The organism is Janthinobacterium sp. RA13, assembly GCF_000745325.1.
Classification (GTDB): domain Bacteria; phylum Pseudomonadota; class Gammaproteobacteria; order Burkholderiales; family Burkholderiaceae_D; genus Janthinobacterium; species Janthinobacterium rivuli.
This window is the reverse complement of record NZ_JQNP01000001.1, coordinates 2,792,659-2,812,821: the sequence shown is the minus strand read 5'-3', so window position 1 is coordinate 2,812,821 and position 20,163 is coordinate 2,792,659. Positions and strand designations below refer to the sequence as shown.

The 20,163-nt window shown below is 63.3% G+C and carries 20 protein-coding genes; 5 read left to right on the top strand and 15 right to left on the bottom strand.

Annotated features, from left to right (window positions below):
• Positions 1–29 precede the first annotated feature (29 nt).
• The 11 genes from FG13_RS12425 to FG13_RS12385 form a co-directional block, all read right to left on the bottom strand.
• Positions 30–650 (bottom strand): methyltransferase family protein, encoded by a 621-nt coding sequence (locus tag FG13_RS12425; RefSeq protein ID WP_035821250.1) that lies wholly within the window; start codon positions 648–650, stop codon positions 30–32.
• 40 nt (positions 651–690) lie between these two features.
• Positions 691–1,278, bottom strand: a complete 588-nt coding sequence (locus FG13_RS12420) for a prepilin peptidase (RefSeq protein ID WP_200880279.1) — start codon at positions 1,276–1,278, stop codon at positions 691–693.
• Complete coding sequence (locus tag FG13_RS12415; RefSeq protein ID WP_051958980.1) at positions 1,275–2,345, bottom strand: phosphatase PAP2 family protein; 1,071 nt, start codon at positions 2,343–2,345, stop codon at positions 1,275–1,277. The genes FG13_RS12420 and FG13_RS12415 overlap by 4 nt, the downstream gene beginning before the upstream one ends.
• Positions 2,342–2,515 carry a Flp family type IVb pilin gene (locus FG13_RS29460; RefSeq protein WP_081922552.1) on the bottom strand — a complete coding sequence of 58 codons (174 nt, stop codon included), beginning with the start codon at positions 2,513–2,515 and terminating at the stop codon, positions 2,342–2,344. Before FG13_RS29460 ends, FG13_RS12415 begins: the two co-directional genes overlap by 4 nt.
• 93 nt (positions 2,516–2,608) lie before the next feature.
• The gene (locus FG13_RS12410) at positions 2,609–2,791 is read right to left on the bottom strand and encodes a Flp family type IVb pilin (protein ID WP_035821247.1); all 183 of its coding nucleotides are present in this window, start codon (positions 2,789–2,791) and stop codon (positions 2,609–2,611) included.
• A 70-nt stretch (positions 2,792–2,861) separates the two neighbouring features.
• On the bottom strand, positions 2,862–3,008 hold the full coding sequence (locus FG13_RS30455) for a hypothetical protein (RefSeq protein WP_158300249.1): 147 nt from the start codon (positions 3,006–3,008) through the stop codon (positions 2,862–2,864).
• A gap of 248 nt (positions 3,009–3,256) precedes the next feature.
• The gene (locus FG13_RS12405) at positions 3,257–3,958 is read right to left on the bottom strand and encodes a response regulator (RefSeq protein WP_235211723.1); all 702 of its coding nucleotides are present in this window, start codon (positions 3,956–3,958) and stop codon (positions 3,257–3,259) included.
• Entirely contained in the window at positions 3,955–5,622 is a 1,668-nt protein-coding gene (locus tag FG13_RS12400; protein WP_035821245.1) for a sensor histidine kinase, read from the bottom strand. Before FG13_RS12400 ends, FG13_RS12405 begins: the two co-directional genes overlap by 4 nt.
• A gap of 150 nt (positions 5,623–5,772) precedes the next feature.
• Entirely contained in the window at positions 5,773–6,744 is a 972-nt protein-coding gene (locus tag FG13_RS12395; protein ID WP_035821244.1) for a GGDEF domain-containing protein, read from the bottom strand.
• Between the two features lie 5 nt (positions 6,745–6,749).
• A complete protein-coding gene (locus tag FG13_RS12390) occupies positions 6,750–7,376 on the bottom strand; it encodes a chemotaxis protein CheC (protein WP_034786994.1) in 627 nt (208 codons plus the stop codon).
• Positions 7,377–7,378: 2 nt separating this feature from the next.
• Positions 7,379–7,747 (bottom strand): response regulator, encoded by a 369-nt coding sequence (locus FG13_RS12385; RefSeq protein ID WP_035821243.1) that lies wholly within the window; start codon positions 7,745–7,747, stop codon positions 7,379–7,381.
• Positions 7,748–7,953: 206 nt separating this feature from the next.
• Here FG13_RS12385 and rpiA point away from each other — a divergent pair, with 206 nt between their 5' ends.
• A complete protein-coding gene (rpiA, locus tag FG13_RS12380) occupies positions 7,954–8,631 on the top strand; it encodes a ribose-5-phosphate isomerase RpiA (RefSeq protein WP_035821242.1) in 678 nt (225 codons plus the stop codon).
• 47 nt (positions 8,632–8,678) lie between these two features.
• On the opposite strand, the gene FG13_RS12375 is transcribed toward rpiA, so the two are convergent.
• Together FG13_RS12375 and FG13_RS12370 are read right to left on the bottom strand one after the other, a co-directional pair.
• Positions 8,679–9,215 (bottom strand): DUF6622 family protein, encoded by a 537-nt coding sequence (locus FG13_RS12375; RefSeq protein WP_051958976.1) that lies wholly within the window; start codon positions 9,213–9,215, stop codon positions 8,679–8,681.
• Positions 9,216–9,381: 166 nt separating this feature from the next.
• Positions 9,382–9,654 carry an oxidative damage protection protein gene (locus FG13_RS12370; protein WP_034750797.1) on the bottom strand — a complete coding sequence of 91 codons (273 nt, stop codon included), beginning with the start codon at positions 9,652–9,654 and terminating at the stop codon, positions 9,382–9,384.
• A gap of 219 nt (positions 9,655–9,873) precedes the next feature.
• On the opposite strand from FG13_RS12370, the gene kdsA reads away from it, so the two are divergent.
• A complete protein-coding gene (gene kdsA, locus FG13_RS12365; RefSeq protein ID WP_034750794.1) occupies positions 9,874–10,719 on the top strand; it encodes a 3-deoxy-8-phosphooctulonate synthase in 846 nt (281 codons plus the stop codon).
• 47 nt (positions 10,720–10,766) lie between these two features.
• Here the strand turns inward: kdsA and argA are convergent, their stop codons facing one another.
• On the bottom strand, positions 10,767–12,077 hold the full coding sequence (argA, locus tag FG13_RS12360) for an amino-acid N-acetyltransferase (RefSeq protein WP_046685875.1): 1,311 nt from the start codon (positions 12,075–12,077) through the stop codon (positions 10,767–10,769).
• A 56-nt stretch (positions 12,078–12,133) separates the two neighbouring features.
• Here argA and hrpA point away from each other — a divergent pair, with 56 nt between their 5' ends.
• Positions 12,134–16,357 (top strand): ATP-dependent RNA helicase HrpA, encoded by a 4,224-nt coding sequence (gene hrpA / locus FG13_RS12355; RefSeq protein ID WP_081922549.1) that lies wholly within the window; start codon positions 12,134–12,136, stop codon positions 16,355–16,357.
• 191 nt (positions 16,358–16,548) lie between these two features.
• On the opposite strand, the gene FG13_RS12350 is transcribed toward hrpA, so the two are convergent.
• A complete protein-coding gene (locus FG13_RS12350) occupies positions 16,549–17,142 on the bottom strand; it encodes a PRC-barrel domain-containing protein (protein WP_035821241.1) in 594 nt (197 codons plus the stop codon).
• 238 nt (positions 17,143–17,380) lie between these two features.
• Between FG13_RS12350 and FG13_RS12345 the strand changes: the two genes are divergently transcribed.
• Together FG13_RS12345 and FG13_RS12340 are read left to right on the top strand one after the other, a co-directional pair.
• On the top strand, positions 17,381–18,580 hold the full coding sequence (locus FG13_RS12345; RefSeq protein ID WP_035821239.1) for an extracellular catalytic domain type 1 short-chain-length polyhydroxyalkanoate depolymerase: 1,200 nt from the start codon (positions 17,381–17,383) through the stop codon (positions 18,578–18,580).
• 306 nt (positions 18,581–18,886) lie between these two features.
• Positions 18,887–20,122: an MFS transporter gene (locus FG13_RS12340; RefSeq protein ID WP_035821237.1), complete on the top strand. Its 1,236-nt coding sequence runs from the start codon at positions 18,887–18,889 to the stop codon at positions 20,120–20,122.
• Positions 20,123–20,163 lie beyond the last annotated feature (41 nt).

The window sequence follows — 20,163 nt, the reverse complement described above, 5'->3', positions numbered from 1 at the left end:
TGGATACTCCTCGTTCGGGTGGCCGGTGATCAGAAAATGAAGGGCAGCAGGCGGTACTTCACCTGGCGCATGTAGACGCGGTAGCGCACGTCGCTGGACAGGAAACGCTCTTCGCGCAGCAGGCGCATCACCATCATGCTCATCGTCGCGACATAGATGATGCTGTTGGCGGGCGAGGTGTTGGTCAGCAGGTAAGCGCTCAGGGAAATCAGGTAGCTGGCGTACAGCGGATGGCGCACCACGCGGTAGACGCCGCCCGTCTTGATCTCGCGCTGCGCCGCCACCAGGCCGAAGCTGCGGTTCAGCGACAGCAGGCCGGCGATCTGCAGCAGGCTGCCGACGGCCAGCAGGTAGCGCGCGCCGGGCCAGATGGCCATGTCGGCGGGCGAGAGCAGGAAGGGCGCGAAGGTGGCGCCGATGGCCAGCAGCCAGTCGCCCGCATCGGTCGAGACGCTGACGGGGGCCGAGCGCACGACGAAGAACAGGGCGGCCAGGGTTTCGGCGGCGCAGAACAGCACATAGCTCCAGTCGCCGCTGTGCAGGAATCCCACCACGTGGGCGCTGGCGAAGAACGTCCACAGGCAAGCCATGGCGATGCTGGTGAACAGGCTGGCGTGGCGCGAGTGGCAGAGGGTGGCGAGGGTGTGCATGGTCGGATCCCGTGGTGGCTGGTGGTCGAAGCGGCGCGTTTCAGCGCAGGCTCCACAGATGGTGGTATTGCAGGAACACCTGCAGCGCGGTGCCGCTGGCAATGGCGAAGGCGTAGGCCAGCTTGCCCGTGGCTGGCGGCGGTTCGGCGATCGTGGCGGCACCGCCGGCCAGGCTGTGCAGCAGCGCGCCCAGCATCATGTGGTAGGTGTTGCGCAGCACCAGGCGCAGGCGGCGGCCTGCCAGCGCGGCGGCCAGGGCCAGCACGCCGCCGCACAGGAAGGTCAGCAGGGCCGCTTCGAGCACCGCATCGGGGCCGAGGAAGGCGCCGCACATGGCCATCAGTTTGACGTCGCCAGCGCCCAGGGCGCGCAGCAGGTACATGGGCAGCAGCAGGGCCAGTCCGGCAGCGGCGCCGGCCAGCGCCTGCGGCAGTCCCAGGCCGCCGAAGGAGGAATCGAACAGGCCGGCGCCGGACGGCGTGAAGCTGTTCAGCGCCAGGCCGGCCAAGGTGCCCCACAGCACCAGCTGGTTCGGGATGCGGCGCGTGCGCAGGTCGTGCCACAGGGCGGCAGCGAGCAGGCTGGCCAGCACGGCCAGGCACAGCAGCATGGGCAGGCGGGCGTTCATGATGTCAGTCCTCCCTTGCCCATGCAGGGCGCGGTGGCCATGTGCATGCTGGGGGCTGCGGCCTGGCTGCCCAGCAGCCGTCCCACCAGCTGCCACACGAGCGCCGCGCCGGCCGCGCCCACATAGCCGTCGAGCGCATAGTGCCAGCCCAGGTGAATGGAGCCGAGCAGGATCAGCACGGCGAAGGCGGTCAGCGAGATGCCGGCGGCGCGGCTTACTTTCCAGCCCATGATCGCCATCAGCACGGCGGTGGCCACATGCATGCTGGGCATGGCGGAGATACCCAGTTCGCCGTTCGCGCCCTTGCTTTGATAGCCTTGCCACAGCATCTCCTGCACCTGCAGGGCCCAGACGGGCACGTGCCCGTTGGCCTCATGCAGGTAGGCCATCAGCGGCGCATACGGGTCGCTGGCGTGCAGGTGGCCGTAGTAGCAGGGGCCGACCGAGGCAAACAGCACCGCCATGACACTGCCCAGGGCGATCCAGGTCAGCGCAAAGCTGAGCAGGAACTGCATGCGCAGCAGCGGGCGGCGCGTGTCGAGGATGAGCCAGTACAGGATGGCGTAGAACAGGAAGAACCAGAAGTGGTAGCTGAAGTTGAGCAGGCCCGTGACGAGCGGGTGGCCCAGCAGCGGCTGCAGCCTTTCCCATGGGGCCTTGCCGCCATGCAGCGCGATGTCCCAGGCGGACAGGCTGGCATCCCAGGTGTACGGATGCAGGCGCGGGATGGCGGCCTTGAAGACGGTGAAGCTGGAGGCGAAGACGGGGATCAGCAGCATGGCCGGCAGCGCGTGCAGCAGGCGCTCGTTGCTCAGGTAGTGGCGCAGATCGTGGTACAGATAGTGGCACAGGCGGTGCGGGCGTTTCACCACCATGACGTGGATGGTGTAGCCGCACAGGATGAAGACGGGGCCCGTGAGGATGGCCACGAGGAAGCCGGCCAGCACGTTGAGGGTATCCGAGGCGCTGGGCAGGCCGCCGGCCAGCAGGGCCGCCGCGGCGGCATACAGCAGCACGATCAGCAGCAGGGCGCGGTGGGTGCGCAGCGAGGCGCGCAGGGTATTCATGACAGGGCCAGGACCACCTGGTCCTTGACGTAGACAAACAGCAGCCGGACCTGGTCACCGAGCAGGGTGATCGTGATCACCAGCACTGCCGCGATCAGGCTCGCCAGCAGCGCATACTCGATCGCCGTGACGGCGGACTCGTCGGATAAACGGCTGAAGAGAGATTTCACGATGGGCCTCTGATAGGTGAGCAGGAGAAATGAGCCTGTGGCGTTGACCTGGCGGTAACCGGACTGGCGACGTGCCAGCCCGGAGTACCGTGTTCAGGCGGCAGCCGTATTGGCGGAGGTGAGCTTGGTGCCGATGGTGCTGAAGGTTTTTTTCAGCTGCGTGCCGACGATGGTGACGGCGGCGATGATCACGACGGCAATCAGGGCGGCGATCAGGCCGTATTCGATTGCGGTGACGCCATCTTCTTCGCGGATAAAGTTTTTGATGAGGTTCATGACAACTCCTGGTGGTGGTTAAGGTACAGCGGTGGGTAAAACGGCATGGCAGCGTTGCTTCCTGGCGTACTCATGGGCTCTCGCCCAGTGCCAGCAGTCCGATGATGCAGACCACCGCCATGAGGGCCGCCACCAGGGCATAGCGGTAGAACGCAGCCTTTTCCTTGCCCTGCAAATAGGTGATCAGGGCTGTCGGAAGAAACTTGTCAAAGCGCATGCTGTGCTCCGTGTCGTGGTGGGCCGCGCGGTGATTTGCACTCCGGTAAATCCACTATAGAAGTCGGCACCTTGATCTACATCAGAAGAACATCCTTTTATTGCGGGGAGGAACTGCTTGTTTTTTTCGTGACAATTGTCATGCTTGCGTCTGGCGCGCAGACGCAATGGCCGTGCCGGTGGTGGGCGCAGGGGGAGGCGGGGAGGGTGGGCGCGGCCGTGCGGTGGCCGCGCAGGGGGACTGTGGCGTCAGGCGCCGGGCGGCAATTGGCCCAGCTGGTGCTTGGTGGCGTAGGCGTACAGTTCCAGGCGGTTGTACACGCCCAGCTTGCGGTAGATCGACGTCAGGTGGTTGCGCAAGGTGTGTTCGGAGATGAACAGCTGGTCGGCCAGCAGCTTGGCCGGCGTGCCGCTGCCGTGCACCAGCGCGGCGATGATCTTTCTTTCCTTGAGGGTCAGGCTGGCGACGGCGATGGCTTGCGCCGAGCCGCCTCCGGGCTGGGTCAGCTGCGTCAGCATGCGTCCCAGCATCGCGTGTTCCAGCCACAGCTCGCCCTGGTACACTTTTTCGATGGCCTTCAGGACCATCTCCGCCGGCGCGTCCTTGCTGACGATGCCGCGCGCGCCTTTCAGTACCGTCTGGTCGAGGACGGCCTGGTCGTGGCTGGCCGTCAGCACCAGCACGCGCGTGCCGCCGCACTGCGCCAGCGCGGGCAGGATGGCCAGCGAACTGATGCCGCCCAGGTCCAGGTCCAGCACGATCACATCCGGTTGCAGCGCCTTCGCCTGCTCCAGCGCCTCGGTGCTGTCGGACGCAGTGGCGACCACGCGCATGCCCGAGTGCTCGCCGCCGATCAGCCGCTCCAGGCCCCACAGCATGGTCTTGTGGTCATCCACCAGCATGACGCTGATGACATGGCTGGCCGGTGGCATGTGGCGTATGTCGTTCATATGGGGATCTCGATCTGTACGGAAGTGTTGCCCAGCATGCCATGCGTGACGCGTGCCGTGCCGCCGAGGGCGGCGGCGCGCTCGGCCAGCGAGTCGGGCAGGAAATCGGGGACGTGCGCGGCGGCGCATTCGTTGTCGATGCTGATGTGCAGCGCGCCCTGCACGCAGGTCAGCTTGACGGCGCCATGGCGCGCCGACGTATGCTTGCGGATATTGCTCATGCCTTCGTTGACGATCTGGAACACCTCGGCCGCCAGGCGGTCGTTGATGTGCAGATCGCCTTCGATGTGCAGGGCGATGTCGATGCCATAGAACTCGCGGATCTGCGTGGCCTGGCGGCGCAGCGCGACCAGCAGTTCCGGCTCGCTTTGCACCTGGCCGTTCTTGAACGTGCGCGCATAGCTGCGCAGGTCGGTGATCACCTGGCCCGACATGATGATCAGCTTTTCCAGTTCGGGCAGCAGCGGGTTGCCCGGCGTGGCTTCGTTGCGCAAGGCGGCCAGGCCGTGGCGCAGGCCGATATACGGCTGCACGGCCGTGTCATGCAGGTCGCGCGCGATCTTTTCGCGCTCGCGCGAGGCTGCCTGCGACGCCAGGCGGTCGAGCAGGTCGATGTTTTCAATGACGGGAAACGCCTGCGCGCCTATATGGCTGAGAAACAGGGCGTCCGTCTTGCTCATGCTGGTGGCGGACACGACAAAGATGCGGCCTTTGCCATTGCGCAAGGGCAGCGGCGCGCTGATGAAGGCGTGCGCTTCGAGCAGTTCGGCCAGGCGGGCGCCTGCCGCGTCGTCATGCCGCAGCCAGCGCCCGCTGTCGGGTTCGAGCATGCGCGCGCCGCCGGTCCACGGCAGCCAGCGCCCGGCGGGCTGGTTGTACAGGGCGATCTTGTCGTACGGAAAGGCGAGCAGGGGGCTGGCCGCGTCGTCGCTGAGGAGCGAACTCGTATGCACGACGCCCGTGCCCGTATGGATCACGCTGCGCAGCGACCAGACCCGCGTGCCCTTGTCCTGCATGATTAGCAGGCAACTGCGGCCGTTGAAGTAACTGCGGGTTTTTTCCAGCACCGAGGTGATGGTCTGGTCGACGCCGAAGCGGGGATTGGACAGCTGGCTGACATCGCGCAGCAGCGCCAGGTGGCTGCGCTGGGTGATGGCCGAGCCACCCCAGTAGGCGATCATGTAGCCGAGCGCCAGCAGGAAGGTGGTGCGCAGCAGCAGGCGCGACAGTTCGGCATCCGTTTCGCCGAACAGGGCCGTGGCGGCGAACAGGCCGGCCGAGGCCAGGGTGACGCGCGCGCCTTCCTCGAAACCCCGCTGGAACGAGGAGGTCAGGATGGCAAAGAAAAAAAACAGGAAGAATAAATTGTTGTGGCTGCTGGTGGAAAACACGATCAGCGCATACCAGGCCACGTCCAGCCAGTACAGCAGGATGTCCTGCGGCAAGCTGAGGCCCAGCAGGGCCAGCACGTAGAGCAGCAGGCTGTGCATGGTATACGCGGAAAAGATCAGCCAGGTGATTTTGCTCAGCTTGCCGGCGCTTTCGGGGTCGATGAACAGGGTCAGCAAGGTGGCGCTCGACAGCAGCAGGCGCATGCCGTTCACCATGGTCGTATCCATGCCGGCGCCCGGCAAGCCGGATCTGAGGGGAGGATCGAGATTCACAAGCGCTCCTGGCCATGTCCCGCATGGGTGGGCCATGCGCAGGGATAGATACCACAGATAAATTCTTGTTGTTGTTGCTGCAATCAGTAACGAGTCTACGCACACGCCGTAAAGATGTCTACAGGAATCCTTTGCCTGGCGTTGCTTTTTTTATAGCGGCTGCACCATCACGCGGTTGCGCCCGGCGCCCTTGGCCAGATACAGGGCGCGGTCGGCGGCGCCGATCAGGGCGGAGATGGCCAGCGGCTGCTGCGGCTGTTGCGTGGCGATGCCGATGCTGACCGTGACGTGCCTGACCTCATTGCCCGTCTTGGCATGCGGAATGCGCAGGTCGGCCGCATGCTGGCGGATCGCCTCGGCCATGCGCAGCGCCTGCGCCGCGTCCGTGTCGGGCAGGATGGCGGCAAACTCTTCGCCGCCATAGCGGGCCAGCAAGTCGGTCGGGCGCTGCAGCATGGCGGCCAGTTCGGCCGCCACGCGGATCAGGCAATCGTCGCCCTGCTGGTGGCCGTAATGGTCGTTGTAGTCCTTGAAATGGTCAATGTCGATCATCAGCAGCGACAGCGGGCTGCTGGTGCGCATGGCGCGCCGCATTTCCTTCTCGATCGCCACGTCGAAGTGGCGGCGGTTGGCGATGCCCGTCAAGCCGTCGGAAAAGGTTTGCGAGCGCAAGACCATCGTTTGTTCGCGCAGCAGCTTTTCGCGCCCCACGGCGATGGTGACGTCATTGATCTGGATCAGGCAGTGGCGCGGCGAACCGGGCAGGTTGATCGGCGTGACGGCGATGGCTTGCTGCATGCGTTCCTCGCCATCGCTGCCGCCCGTGGCCGCGCCATGCGTGTACAGCGCAAACGGCGCCTTGTGCAGGGTTTGCGACAGCAGCGACTGGAAATTGTCGCGCAGTGCCTGGGTGATGGCCGAATCGATGCGCTTGTGCCGCATTTCCGGGAAGACGGCGAAGAAATCCTGGCCCAGCACGGCGTCGGCCGGGCGGGCCGAGTGGCGCGCCATCCAGCGGTTCCACAGCACGATGCGGTGCTGCTCGTCGAGCACAATGGCGCCCAGGTTCACGGCGCCGAGTATGCTCTCGAGCAGGGCGAGTCGGTGCAAGGCATCCGGCATGATCGTCACGCCTGTCCCAGCACCTTGGCCAGGTAGCGGCTCACTTGCTGCTTCAGGTCGTGCAGGGCGGACAGGTCGAGCACGAATGCCACATAACCGTGGATCTGGTGCTTGGACAGCACGAAGTCGATATGCAGCATCAGCACGACGGCTTCATCATCCTGGCCGCCGAACGAGGACAGGATTTCCGCGCTGGTGCCCACGTGGTACAGGGGCAACGAGCCATGCAGTTCGCTGTCGAACAGGTTGGCCAGGGTGCCCACGCAGGAGTTGAGGATGATGTTGCCGATCTCGCTCATCGCTTCCTGTTCCATCTCCGTCAGTTCCTGCAGCGGCATGGCGTCGCCCACCATCAGGCGCACGATTTCCAGGCTTTTATCTTCGGGAAACATCAGGATGGCTTCGGTGGCGAAAGCGCCATCGTAATGCTGGCTGACGCCGCAGATGCGTTCGCCATCCTTCTTGCTGCCCAGCAAAGCGGCCGCGTCGGCACGGTTCAGGAAGGTGATCGACGGCACCGACATGGTGACTTCTTCATTCACGATCTCGCTCATGGCCGCCGCCGCATGGCCCACCCCGATGTTGAATATCTCTACCAGGGCGTCGTTCTCGAGTTCGGAAAGATTGACCATGCTCACAGTCCCAGTGATTCGATCAGCTGGTGGATGCGTGTTTCCGTGATCGGTTTTTCCATGAAGCCCACGCCCAGTTCGCTGGCGCGGTTGCGCGTGGCGTTCTGCACATTGGCCGTGACGAGAATGATGTGCGTCTGCGGGCACAGCGCGCGCAATTGTTCCGCGGCCGCGATGCCGCCCATGCCGGGCATGTTGACATCCAGTAGTATCAGCACAGGAGTGACGGTCTTGACCTTTTCCAGGGCTTCCTCACCCGTCGCCGCCTCAAGCACTTGCCAGTCGGCATGTTTGCTGAGGATGAACTGATGCGACATCAAACGTGAAACCCGGCTGTCATCGACAACAAGTACCTGTTTACTGTGAGTCATGTGCTATTCCTGAAACGTCATATCGGTGTATCGTTTCATTTTCGCATATTTTAGAGGGCATAGAGTGTAATTGGGTGCGCAATTGCCCTAGGGCAAGGTTTTCCCGTTTAGCTGTTGTATCGCGTCGCAGCGTCGGTCATGATGGCCGGCTGGCCGGGCCGGCAATCCGTTAAAATAGCGCCATTCCTCACTTTAGCCTGAATGCCATGACCCAAGACGAATTGAAGCAAGCCGTAGCCCGCGCCGCCATCGCCTATGTAGTTGAAGGTGAAATCATCGGTGTCGGCACCGGTTCCACCGCCAACTTTTTCATCGATGAACTGGCCAAGATCAAGGACACCATCAAGGGCACGGTCGCGTCGTCCGAAGCGACGGCCGCGCGCCTGGCCGGCCATGGCATTCCCGTCTTCGACCTGAACGATGTTGAATCGATCGCCGTCTACATCGATGGCGCCGATGAAATCACGGCCAGCGGCGCCATGATCAAGGGCGGCGGCGCGGCATTGACGCGTGAAAAGATCGTTGCCTCGGTCTCGAAACAGTTCGTCTGCATCGCCGACGGCTCCAAGCTCGTCGAGACCCTGGGTGCTTTCCCGCTGCCGGTGGAAGTGGTGCCGATGGCCCGCGCCGCCGTCTCGCGCCAGCTGGCCGCGCTGGGCGGCACGCCCCGTTTGCGCCTGAAGGCCGGCAGCACGGAAGCGTTCATTACCGACAACGGCGGCGAAATCATCGACGTGCTGGGCTTGCAGATTGCCGACCCGGTGGCGCTGGAACAGCAGATCAACCAGATCGTCGGCGTCATCGCCGTCGGCCTGTTCGCCGTGCGCGGCGCCAATGTCTGCCTGCTGGGCATGCAGGAAGGCGTGCGTACTTTGGCGTACTGATACGCAGCAGAAATCCGGGGTCAGTCACTGCGTGATCGGAATGCGCCTCACTGGGGCGCATTCCCCCGCCGGGTCTGACCCCAGCCTTCACTTTGCACAGCCCGGTACACGGCCACGGTGCGCAGCAAGCCACCGAGGAAGATGCCGCTGAAGCAGCCATAGGCGAGGCAGACGGGCACGCTGAAGCCGGGCGCATGGGCATAGGCTGGTGCGATGGCCAGAGTCACGGCGACCGCATATTTCATGCAGAAAATGCTCATCATCAGGATCAACGGCACCCAGCTGCCGGGACGCTGCACGCTGGCCCGTGCGGGAATGGCGACGATCTTGCGCGCATCGGCCAGCGTCCAAGCCAGCGCCGCGCCGGCCAGGGCGCCGGCGGTCCAGGCGAACGGCGCCACGCCATCGAAGCCGAAACTGCCATGCACGCCGCTCAGCGACAAGCCCAGCATGACGAGGGGAATGATGCACAGCTTGCGCAAGGTCACTTCGCGCGCCCGGCTGGCCAGCACGCCCCGATAGACGAGAAAGCCCAGGATGGCCCAGACGTAGAGGGGAGTGTGGCTGAAGATTTGCTGCAACATGGTGTCCGCCTTGGAATGAGGTTGTCGATGGACGTACTGTGCCAGCCGACGGCGCGGGCGGCGAGCGGTGTGCGACGAAACGGGGAGGGATGGCCGTGAAACGGCGGGGGCGGGCGTGAAACGCAGGTGAAACTGCCCGTGACGTAGTCACGGGCATGCTTGAAACTTACTCGGTAGGGGGAACGTAACCCATGGCCGCATCGGCGCCGTCGCCGAAGAAATGCTTTTCCATCTGCGTGGCCAGGTATTTGCGGGCGCGCGCGTCGGCCAGGTTCAAACGGTTCTCATTGACCAGCATGGTCTGGTGCTTGAGCCAGGCAGCCCAGGCTTCCTTCGACACCGATTCGTAAATCTTCTTGCCCAGTTCGCCCGGGTACGGCGGGAAATCCAGTCCTTCGGCTTCCTTGTTGAGTTTGATGCAGTGGATCGTGCGGGCCATCTGTGCTCCTGAATCAGTGTAGAGATAAAGCGTGATTATAAGGCACTTTGCGCCTGCCCTCGCGGGGCCGTCGCGGCCTGGCGACACGCCGTTTGCCGCGCCCTTGCGCTGGATCAAATTTGATCTGCGCCGCCCCAGCTAGTAAGATGCCTTATCGCGCCAGCCGCTGGCTGCGCCTCTTCCAAGCAAGTAGTAACAATTAACCAATATGGAATCCCTATGACCTCAGTGAAAGTCCATGGCATCGACGTCAGCAATACAGGCAGCTTCGCGCTGTTTGGCGGCATCAACGTGCTCGAATCGCGCGATCTGGCCATGCGCGCCTGCGAAGAATATGTGCGCGTGACGCAAAAACTGGGCATTCCCTATGTGTTCAAGGCCAGCTTCGACAAGGCCAACCGCTCGTCGATCCATTCCTACCGCGGTCCGGGCCTGGAAGAAGGCATGCGCATCTTCCAGGACGTCAAGGCGGCGTTCGGCGTGCCCGTGATTACCGACGTGCATGAGCCATGGCAGGCGCAGCAGGTGGCCGAAGTGGTCGATGTGCTGCAACTGCCCGCCTTCCTCGCGCGCCAGACGGACCTCGTCGTGGCCCTGGCGAAAACCGGTAAAGTCATCAACATCAAGAAGCCGCAATTCTTGAGCCCTGGGCAGATGGCCAATATCGTCGAAAAATTCAAGGAAGCGGGCAACGATCAACTGATCCTGTGCGACCGCGGCACCTGCCTCGGCTACGACAATCTGGTGGTCGACATGCTGGGCTTTGGCGTCATGAAGAAGACGTGCGACGACCTGCCCATCATCTTCGACGTCACGCACGCGCTGCAGCAGCGCGACCCCGGCGGCGCCGCCTCGGGCGGCCGCCGCCAGCAGGTGGCGGACCTGGCCCGCGCCGGCCTGGCCGTCGGCATCGCCGGCCTGTTCCTGGAAGCCCATCCTGATCCCGACAACGCCCGTTGCGACGGCCCCAGCGCCTTGCCGCTGGACCAGCTGGAGCCATTCCTGGCGCAACTGAAGGCGCTCGATGACCTGGTCAAATCGTTTGCGCCGCTGAATATCAAGTAATGATATTTCAGTAAAGAAAAAGCCCGGCATGCCGGGCTTTTTCAGTTTTACAGGGTCTTGATCAATACTTGCGATTTACGCTGCCAGTTATACATATGCTGGCGGTCCTTCGGCAAATCGTCGACGGTGGCCGGCACGAAGCCGCGCTTCTTGAACCAGTGCGAGGTACGCGTGGTCAGCACGAACAGCTTGTTCAGGCCGGCGGCGCGCGCGCGGTTTTCCATGTGTTTCAGGATGCGTTCGCCGTCGCCCTGGGCTTGCACTTCCGGGTTGACGGTCAAACATGCCATTTCCGCCATCTTTTGCGCAGGGAACGGGTACAGGGCGGCGCAGCCGAAGATCACGCCATCATGCTCGATGACGGAGAAATAATCGATTTCGCGTTCGATCAGCTCGCGGCCCCGCTTCACCAAAGTGCCGTCCGCTTCCAGCGGTTCGATCAGCTTGATGATGCCGCCCACGTCTTCGATGGTAGCCTGACGCAAACTTTCCAGGTTTTCATGGCTGATCATGGTGCCCACGCCATCATGGGTAAACAATTCCAGCAGCGCCGAACCATCCATCGAGAACGGTACGATGTGCGAGCGCTCGACGCCGTTGTGGCATGCCTTGACGCAATGTTTCAAGTAAAACGCCGTCGCGTCGGGCAGAAAGCCCGCCATCAGCACGGCTTCGGCCTGGTGCGACGACAGTTCGCGGATTTCCACGCCCGTCGCGTCTTCCATCATCGGCGTTTCGGTAATGAAAATCAGTTTATCCGCGTGCAGGGCGATGGCGGCGCTGCACGCCACGTCTTCCATGGTCAGGTTGAACGCTTCACCGGTAGGCGAGAAGCCCAGCGGCGAGAGCAGCACCAGGCCGTCCGAACCGAGGATGGAATGGATGGTTTCGGCGTCGACCTTGCGTGTGATGCCCGTCAGTTCCAGGTCCACGCCATCGATCACGCCCAGCGGGCGCGCCGTGATGAAGTTGCCGGAAATGATACGGATGGCCGCATGCGACATGGGCGTGTTCGGCAAGCCCTGGCTGAACGCGGCCTCGATATCGAGGCGCAGCTCGCCGGCGGCTTCCTTCGCGCATTCCAGCGCGGCGATGTCGGTGATGCGCACGCCGTTGTGGAAGCGGCCTTCGACGTTACGCAAGGCCAGTTGTTCCGCCACCTGCGGCCGCGAGCCGTAGACAACAGTGACATTGATGTCCAGCGCATGCAGCAGGGACAAATCATGGGCCAGCACCTGCAGCGCCCCGGCGCTGACGAGTTCACCGGGGAAGGCGACCACGAAGGTCTTGCCGCGAAAGGCGTGGATGTAGGGCGCGACGGAGCGCAGCCATTGGACGAATTGGGTAGGGTTTTCCATTAAGCGCATTATAATTCGCTGCGCGATGTGCGCGCTTAAAATACCTGTAAAAAACAATGTCTTCAGCCAGCAATAAGTCTTCCCCTCCTTCCAACGTTGCAAATGTGCCCGCCAGCGGGGATGTTGCCGCGCCTGCCGCCACGCCTGCGCAGGGCCGCGCGCGCCCGCCCGTGAGCCAGCAAAGGCAGCAGCCGCCGCGCGCGGAACAACAGAAACAGCAACAGCAGCAGCAGCAGCGATCGGCAGAGGGCAGGCCCCAGGCCGCGCGTCCGCCGCGCGAGGGGCAGGAAAGCCGCGAGAGCCGTGACGCAGCCCGCGCCGCGCGCGAAGCGGAAAAGGCCTTCCGCAATCCGCTGCCGCCGATTACGTATCCGGAAGACTTGCCCGTCTCGGGCCGGCGCGCCGAAATCGCCAAGGCATTGACGGAAAACCAGGTCATCATCGTCTCGGGCGAGACGGGTTCCGGCAAGACGACGCAGTTGCCGAAGATTTGCCTGGAGCTGGGACGGGGACAGAAGGGCATGATCGGCCACACGCAGCCGCGGCGTATCGCCGCCTCGTCGACGGCCAAGCGCATTGCGCAGGAACTCGGTACGCCGCTGGGCGAAACGGTGGGTTTCAAGGTGCGCTTTACCGATACCCTGAGCCGTGGCGCGTCCGTCAAGCTGATGACGGACGGTATCTTGCTGGCCGAGACGCAGACAGACCCGTTGTTGAAAAATTACGACACCATCATCATCGATGAAGCGCACGAACGCAGTCTGAACATCGATTTCCTGCTCGGCTATCTGAAGCAGCTGCTGCCGCGCCGGCCCGATCTGAAAATCATCATCACCTCGGCCACCATCGATGCGGAACGCTTCTCGCGCCATTTCGGCACACCGGAAAAACCGGCGCCCGTGATAGAAGTGTCGGGCCGTCTGTACCAGGTGGAAGTGCGCTACCGTCCTGTGGAACGCGAACAGGTGGCCATGCCTGGTGCCGCCAACCCCGACAAACCTGGCCAGCGCACCGCGGCTGCGCGCGAAAAGCGCGACTTGATGGATGCCGTCGTCGATGGCGTGGAAGAACTGTGCCGCATCGGCTCGGGCGACGTGCTGGTGTTCTTGCCGGGCGAGCGCGAAATCCGCGACTGCGCCGAAGCGCTGCGCAAGCACCATCCGCCGCACGTGGAAATCCTGCCCCTGTTCGCCCGCCTGTCGGCCGAGGAGCAGGAGCGCGTGTTTAAAACCAGCAATGCGCGCCGCATCGTGCTGGCCACCAACGTGGCGGAAACCTCGCTGACCGTACCGGGCATCCGCTACGTGGTCGACGCGGGTCTGGCGCGCGTGAAACGCTACAGCTACCGCAATAAAGTGGAGCAATTGCAGGTCGAGCCGATTGCCCAGTCCGCCGCCAACCAGCGCGCCGGCCGTTGCGGCCGCGTGGCCGATGGCGTCTGCATCCGTTTGTACGAAGAGCAGGATTATCTGCTGCGCCCGAAATTCACGGAACCGGAAATCCTGCGTTCCTCGCTGGCGGCCGTCATCCTGCGCATGAAATCCCTGCACCTGACGGACGTGGAAACCTTCCCCTTCATCGAGCCGCCGCTGGCGCGCGCGATCGCCGACGGTTACCAATTGCTGCAGGAACTCGGTGCCGTCGACGAGGTCAACAAACTCACGCCGCTGGGTAACAAGCTGGCCAAGCTGCCGCTGGACCCGCGCGTGGGCCGCATGATCCTGGCCGCGCTCGATAACGCGTGCTTGAGCGAAGTGCTGATCGTCGCCTCGGCCCTGTCCGTGCAGGATCCGCGCGACCGCCCGATGGAACACCAGCAGGCGGCTGACGAGGCGCACAAGAAGTTTGCCGATGAAAAGTCGGAATTCCTCAGCTACCTGAAAATCTGGCGCTGGTTCGAATCGGCCATCGAGCACAAGAAAACCAACCGCCAGTTGCAGGATAATTGCCGCACGAATTTCCTGTCGCAGATGCGCTTGCGCGAATGGCGCGACGTGCATTCGCAGTTGCTGACCATCGTCAAGGAGCAGGGCTGGCGCCTGAACGAAGCGCCGGCCACCTACGATAACCTGCACATGGCTTTGCTGACCGGCTTGCTGGGCAATATCGGTTTCAAGGGCGAGGACGAGCCGGGTGCGGGCTACCTGGGCGCGCGCGGCATCAAGTTTCATATCTGGCCCGGTTCCTCGCTGCTGAAAAAGCCGGGCAAGTGGATCATGGCGGCCGAGCTGGTCGACACGACGCGCCTGTACGCGCGCTGCGTGGCGCAGATCCAGCCCGAGTGGCTGGAAAAGGTCGGCGAGCATTTGCTGAAGAAATCGTGGGGCGAACCGCGCTGGGAAAAACGCTCGGCGCAGGTGACGGCATCCGAACGGGCGACCTTATATGGCCTGGTGGTGTACAGCCAACGCCGCATCAACTACGGCAATTTCAACTTGCCGGAAGCGCGCGAAATCTTCATCCGCGACGCGCTCGTCGGCGGCGACTTCGACACGCGCGCGCCGTTCTTTGCGCACAACCATAAATTGATCAAGGACATTGAAAACCTCGAACACAAGTCACGCCGCCTGGACGTGCTGGTCGACGATGAACTGATCGCCGCTTTCTACGATAAATTGGTGCCGGCGGACGTGTGCAATGGCGCCGGTTTCGAGAAATGGCATAAAGAGGCCACGCGCGACAATCCGAAGCTGCTGTATCTGAACCGCGAAGAGCTGATGCGCCACGAGGCGGCCGGCGTGACGACGGACCTGTTCCCGAAAACCATGTCCGTGACGGGCCTGGAAATGGGCCTGACCTATCACTTCGAGCCGGGCAGCGTGCGCGATGGCGTGACCTTGGCCGTGCCGCTGTATGCGCTGAACCAGTTGCCGCGCGAGCGCTGCGAATGGCTGGTGCCGGGCATGCTGAAGGAAAAAGTGCATCTGCTATTAAAATCGTTGCCGCAAAAGCTGCGCCGCCACTGCGTGCCGCTGCCCGACTATGCGGCCAAGTTCTGCGAGCGCGTGCATGCAGCGGGCGTGTTTGGCCGCGGTGACCTGATCGACGCCATCATTCTCGACATCCGCACGCAGATCACCATCAATGTGCTGACGACGGATTTCAAACCGGAAACCCTGCCTGCCCATCACTTCATGAATTTCAAGGTGATCGATGAGCACGGCCGTCAGCTGGACATGGGCCGCAACCTGGCCACCCTGCAAGCGGAATTCGGCGGCCAGGCGCGCCAGAGCTTCCAGAAACTGGCCGAAGTGTCGGGCGTGTCCGGTACGGGCACGCCCGGTGCCAAGGTGGCGGGCGCGCAAGTGGCGTCGCGGCTGCAGGCGCAAGCGCAGGGCGCCGCCGCCAATGCGGCGGCAGGCAAGGGCGGTGCGCCAGCCAAGGGCACAGCCGCTGCCGCGCCGGCATCGCCGAATGCCACCGTCTCGCAGCACATGGGCTTGACGGCCTGGACCTTTGGCGAATTGCCGGAGTTGTTAGAAATCGTGCAAGGCAAGCTGACCCTGATCGGCTTCCCCGCCCTGGTCGACAAAGGCACGCATTGCGACCTGGAAGTATTTGACGATCCGACCGTGGCCGCCCGCACGCACAAGATCGGTTTGCGCCGTTTGTTCGCGCTGCAAATGAAGGAGCAGATCAAATACGTCGAGAAAAGCATTCCCGGCCTGCAGCAGATGGGCATGCAATTCATGGCCCTCGGTTCGCAGGAAGAGCTGCGCGAGCAAATCATCAACAAGGCGCTCGACATCGCCTGCCTGCAAGATCCGCTGCCGCTGGACGCCGCCTCGTTTGCCAAGCGCCAGACGGAGGGCAAGTCGCGGTTGGTTCTGTTGGTGAATGAAATTGCCCGCCTGCTGTCGCAAGTGCTGACGGAATTCCACGGCTTGCCGAAGCGGCTACAAAATATTCCCGCAGCGGCGGCCACCGATATCCAGGCGCAGTTGCAGGGCCTCGTGCATAAGCGCTTCCTGACGGAAAACGAATACACGCAGCTGGCGCATTTCCCCCGCTATTTGAAGGCGATCAATGTGCGCCTGGAAAAACTGCGGGCCGACCCCGCGCGCGATATCAAGCTGATGGCCGAATGGCAATCGGCCGCCGCGCCGTATCTGCGCCAGACCAAGGACCGCCAGGCCGGCAAGAACACGGACCCGAAACTGGTCGACTTCCGCTGGATGCTGGAAGAGCTGCGCGTGTCGCTGTTTGCGCAGGAGTTGCGCACGCCGATGCCGGTGTCGGCCAAGCGCCTGCAGAAAGTATGGGAGTCGATGCAACGGTGATGGCACCTCTATAAACCTACCGCGCAGCTCACTATCGCGTCGGCGTTGCTCACCGTACTAGAGTACGGTTGCGCTACTCAACGCGATATTGAACTTGCTCGCTACGGTTTCTAGAGGCGCCTTGACGCTAACGATGGGCAGCAACATGCTCCGCTAATCCATCCTACCCGACCTACGTTCCACCTGATCTCTCAAGTGCGCTTGTTGAGATCATCATCATCGCTGAGCGATGAGCGCGAACCCAGGTCGCTCTGGCTGCCGCCCGTGCCGGCGCGGCTGCCGCTCATGGAACTGCCGGACATGCTGCCTTCGCTGCCCGATTGCAGGCTGGCGCCGCTGCGCAGGTCGCTGCCGGAGGGCATGTGGCCGCCTGCCATGGCGCCGCTGCCGTAGCGCGTGCCGCTGCCATAGAACGCTTCCATCTGCTGGTTCCACGCTTCGCTGCCCATGTCGGGCCAGTTGTTCTTGTCGAAGCCGGGAGCGTCTTTCAGCAGGTCTTTGTCGACGTTGAGCAGGAAGCGCTTGTTGACGGTGTCCAGGGTCAGGCGTTCCCAGGGCACGGCAAACAGCTTGTCGCCCATGCCCATGATGCCGCCGAAGGACAGCACGGCATAGGCGATCTGGCCGGTGCGCATGTCGAGCATGATTTCCTTGATGTCGCCCAGTTCCTCGTCGTCGTGATTGTAGACATCGTCCCCGATCAGGGTATCGGCCCCCATCAGGGCCGGCCCCGGGCCGTCGTGGTTGCGGTACATGCCCAGGATGTCGCGGTCCAGATAGCTCATGGTGTTCTCTCCTCGTGTGAAGTGCTGATTGAACATCCAGATTAAGCATACGCACTATGTAGCGTTTGATCTGCCTCAATGGTGCCAGCGGCACTTTATCGGTGTGCAACCGTACGGTGTGGTCAGCCAATTGCGGTACTCTATGCGTTCCAAGGAGGAGGCCGCACATGCTGACGATGCAACGCTGCAGAGGGATGAACTTGCGGTACGCTCCACAACGACACGCGCGCCGCGCGCCATGGTAAAGCCCGCCACCAAATGGCTGCGCGGGCTGTTGCGCGCCGGTAAGGCGCAGCAGCGCACGGCGACCAAGCTGGCCAAGGTGCTGTTCGGCCCGGTGCCGGCCAAGCCCAAGGCCAAACCCCGCAGCAAGCCCGTGGCCAAGACCAAGGCCAAAGCAATCGCCAAGCCGCGCGCCAGGCCCGCCAGCGACGCGGTGCCCGCCCTGGCGCCCTTTGCCACGCCCCTGTCGCCACCGCGCGTGCGCAAGCGAACGGCGCCTCCGCCGGGCAAGTGGCTGGCCGCCCACTATGCGCCGTTGCCGGAACTGGGCCAGTTGCCGGGCCGGCGCCTGCCGTATTTCCTGTACCTGCCCGAGAAGGCGCCAAGCGCCGCCATGCGCAGCCGGGGGCGGCCGCTGCTGGTAATGCTGCACGGCTGCGAGCAGAGCGCCACGCAGTTTGCCGAAGGCACGCGCATGAACCGCCTGGCCGAACGCAAGGGCTATGCCGTCCTGTATCCGCAGCAATCGCTGCGTTCGCATGCGCGCCGCTGCTGGAAGTGGTACGACAAGCTGACGCAGGAGGGTGGCGGCGACGTGCGCCTGATCGTCGGCGCCATCGAGCAGGTGGCGGCCCGCTATGCGATCGACCGCGCGCGCATCTATATCTGCGGCATTTCCGCCGGCGCCGGCATGGCGCATATCGTGGCCCTCAACCATCCTCATCTGTTTGCGGCGCTGGGCCTGCATTCCGGGCCCGTGTTTGGCGCCGGGCATAACCTGATCGGCGCGCTGGGCGTGATGCAGCATGGCGCCAGCTCCCGTGCCGACGCGGCCATCGATGAAGTGCTGGCGCGCCAGCCGGCGTTTCCCCGCCTGCCCACCATCTTGCTGCAAGGGCTGGCCGACAAGGTGGTGCGGCCCATCAACCAGACGCAGCTGGTGCGCCAGAGCGTGCGCGTCAACCGCTTGCCATTCGATACCGTGGTGACGGCGCAGCGCCTGCCTGGCGGCGCGGCGGGCGGGCGCAATCCGGCGCATGCGTATGCGCTGCACGATTATCAGGTGGGCAAGGATGTGCTGCTGCGCGTGGCGCAGGTCGAGCACCTCGAGCACGCGTGGAGCGGCGGCGACGCCAGCCTGCCATTCAACGACAAGGCCAGGCCCGACGCCAGCAAGATGCTGCTCGATTTCTTCGCCAGCCACCGCCGCCGGTAAGCCAGTGTGCCGCGCGCCGCAACGGTGCGCGGGCACTGGTACGCATCGTTCTTCCTTTCCCCCACAGGGCTGCTGCCGCGCGCCGGCACGCTGGCCGCGCCCTTTCCAGCGCAGATTTCCCAATGTCGCAGCAGCATGAATTTTGCAAAGTGGTATTGTTTCGGTATTTAAAAATTACAAAAATAGGCGCTAAAAATACGAACTGGTATACAATTGGTACACGTTTTCAGTGTGAGCGTGTCTGCCGCCCCATGCCCCGACGGCAGATACGCACTGACGGCAGCCACCCACGTTACGGAACGCGCCATGTCCATCAAGTCCAAGCAGTTGCTGTGGTTCTTTGCGTTTTTCCTCGTCTTTGAACTGAATATTTATTTGTCGAACGACATGATCATGCCGGCCATGCTGGGCATCGTCGGCGAGTTCCAGGCAAAGGAAAAATTCGTTCCCCTGTCCCTGAGCCTGTATCTGCTGGGCGGCAGTTCCCTGCAGATTTTCCTGGGGCCGCTGGCCGACACCATCGGCAAGCGCAAGCTCGTGTTGACCGGCAATACCTTGTTCCTGCTGGCCACCTTGGCCGTGCCATTTTCCACGTCGATCGAGCAATTTCTCGTCGCCCGTTTCATCCAGGGCATGGGCTGCTGCTTCATTTTCGTCGGCTATGCCATGATCCATGAACTGTTCGACGACATGGCCGCCGTCAAGCTCAGCAGCATCCTGTCGAGCACCACCATCCTCGCGCCCCTGGCCGGCCCCATCCTTGGCAGCGCCATCATCAGCCGGCTGGACTGGCGCTACGTCTTTTTCCTCTCTGGCCTGCTGGCGCTGCTGTCCTTGCTGGGCCTGTTCAAGACCATGCCGCGCGCGGCGCCGGCCGTCATGCGCCCGGACCTGGCCGTCATGCGCCCGGACCTGGCCGCCATCGTGCGCAGCTATGTCGCCATTTTCAGCAACGGGCGCTTCATGTTCGGCATGTTCACGGCCGGGCTGGCCACTGTGCCCTTGACGGCCTGGATCGGTTTTTCGCCTATTTTCGTGCTGCAGGAAATGGGCGCCTCGTACGCCACGTATATCGCCCTGCAATGCGTGATCTTGTCGGGCTTTGTCCTCAGCAGCATCGCCATCCAGCGCCTGCGCCAGGATTTTCCGCTCGTTTCCCTGCTGCGCCTGGGCGGGCTGATCGCAGCCGCCGGCATGCTGGGCGCCGGCGCGGGCCGCCACCACGTCGACGTGTTTGCCGCCTGCATGTTTGTCTATTCCATCGGCTTTGGCCTGTTCAATGGCGCCCTGATCCGCAGCGCGATCACGGCCAGCAAGGAGTCGATGACCTTGACGACGGCCGCCATGAGCTTGCTGTACTGCATTTATCTGTCCGCCTGGCTGCAGCTGTACAACGTGCTGTGCCAGCGCTTCGGCTATGCGCTGGAAACGTATGCGCTGCTCAATATTCCCGTCATCGTGGTCATCACGGCCTGCCTGCTGCTGTTTACGCGGGGCATGGCGGGGCGCCGGGAAAGCGGGGTGCGGCTGGCCCGGCACTGAAGGCGCAGCGATGCGCCTGTTCTCGACCTTGTTTTACCTCC

Bases quoted from the DNA above. Each gene is read 5' to 3' on its own strand.
- FG13_RS12425 (WP_035821250.1), bottom strand. From the start codon at position 650: ATGCACACCCTCGCCACCCTCTGCCACTCGCGCCACGCCAGCCTGTTC.
- FG13_RS12420 (WP_200880279.1), bottom strand. From the start codon at position 1,278: ATGAACGCCCGCCTGCCCATGCTGCTGTGCCTGGCCGTGCTGGCCAGC.
- FG13_RS12415 (WP_051958980.1), bottom strand. From the start codon at position 2,345: ATGAATACCCTGCGCGCCTCGCTGCGCACCCACCGCGCCCTGCTGCTG.
- FG13_RS12410 (WP_035821247.1), bottom strand. From the start codon at position 2,791: ATGAACCTCATCAAAAACTTTATCCGCGAAGAAGATGGCGTCACCGCA.
- FG13_RS30455 (WP_158300249.1), bottom strand. From the start codon at position 3,008: ATGCGCTTTGACAAGTTTCTTCCGACAGCCCTGATCACCTATTTGCAG.
- FG13_RS12405 (WP_235211723.1), bottom strand. From the start codon at position 3,958: ATGAACGACATACGCCACATGCCACCGGCCAGCCATGTCATCAGCGTC.
- FG13_RS12395 (WP_035821244.1), bottom strand. From the start codon at position 6,744: ATGCCGGATGCCTTGCACCGACTCGCCCTGCTCGAGAGCATACTCGGC.
- FG13_RS12390 (WP_034786994.1), bottom strand. From the start codon at position 7,376: ATGGTCAATCTTTCCGAACTCGAGAACGACGCCCTGGTAGAGATATTC.
- FG13_RS12385 (WP_035821243.1), bottom strand. From the start codon at position 7,747: ATGACTCACAGTAAACAGGTACTTGTTGTCGATGACAGCCGGGTTTCA.
- rpiA (WP_035821242.1), top strand. From the start codon at position 7,954: ATGACCCAAGACGAATTGAAGCAAGCCGTAGCCCGCGCCGCCATCGCC.
- FG13_RS12375 (WP_051958976.1), bottom strand. From the start codon at position 9,215: ATGTTGCAGCAAATCTTCAGCCACACTCCCCTCTACGTCTGGGCCATC.
- FG13_RS12370 (WP_034750797.1), bottom strand. From the start codon at position 9,654: ATGGCCCGCACGATCCACTGCATCAAACTCAACAAGGAAGCCGAAGGA.
- kdsA (WP_034750794.1), top strand. From the start codon at position 9,874: ATGACCTCAGTGAAAGTCCATGGCATCGACGTCAGCAATACAGGCAGC.
- argA (WP_046685875.1), bottom strand. From the start codon at position 12,077: ATGGAAAACCCTACCCAATTCGTCCAATGGCTGCGCTCCGTCGCGCCC.
- hrpA (WP_081922549.1), top strand. From the start codon at position 12,134: ATGTCTTCAGCCAGCAATAAGTCTTCCCCTCCTTCCAACGTTGCAAAT.
- FG13_RS12350 (WP_035821241.1), bottom strand. From the start codon at position 17,142: ATGAGCTATCTGGACCGCGACATCCTGGGCATGTACCGCAACCACGAC.
- FG13_RS12345 (WP_035821239.1), top strand. From the start codon at position 17,381: ATGGTAAAGCCCGCCACCAAATGGCTGCGCGGGCTGTTGCGCGCCGGT.
- FG13_RS12340 (WP_035821237.1), top strand. From the start codon at position 18,887: ATGTCCATCAAGTCCAAGCAGTTGCTGTGGTTCTTTGCGTTTTTCCTC.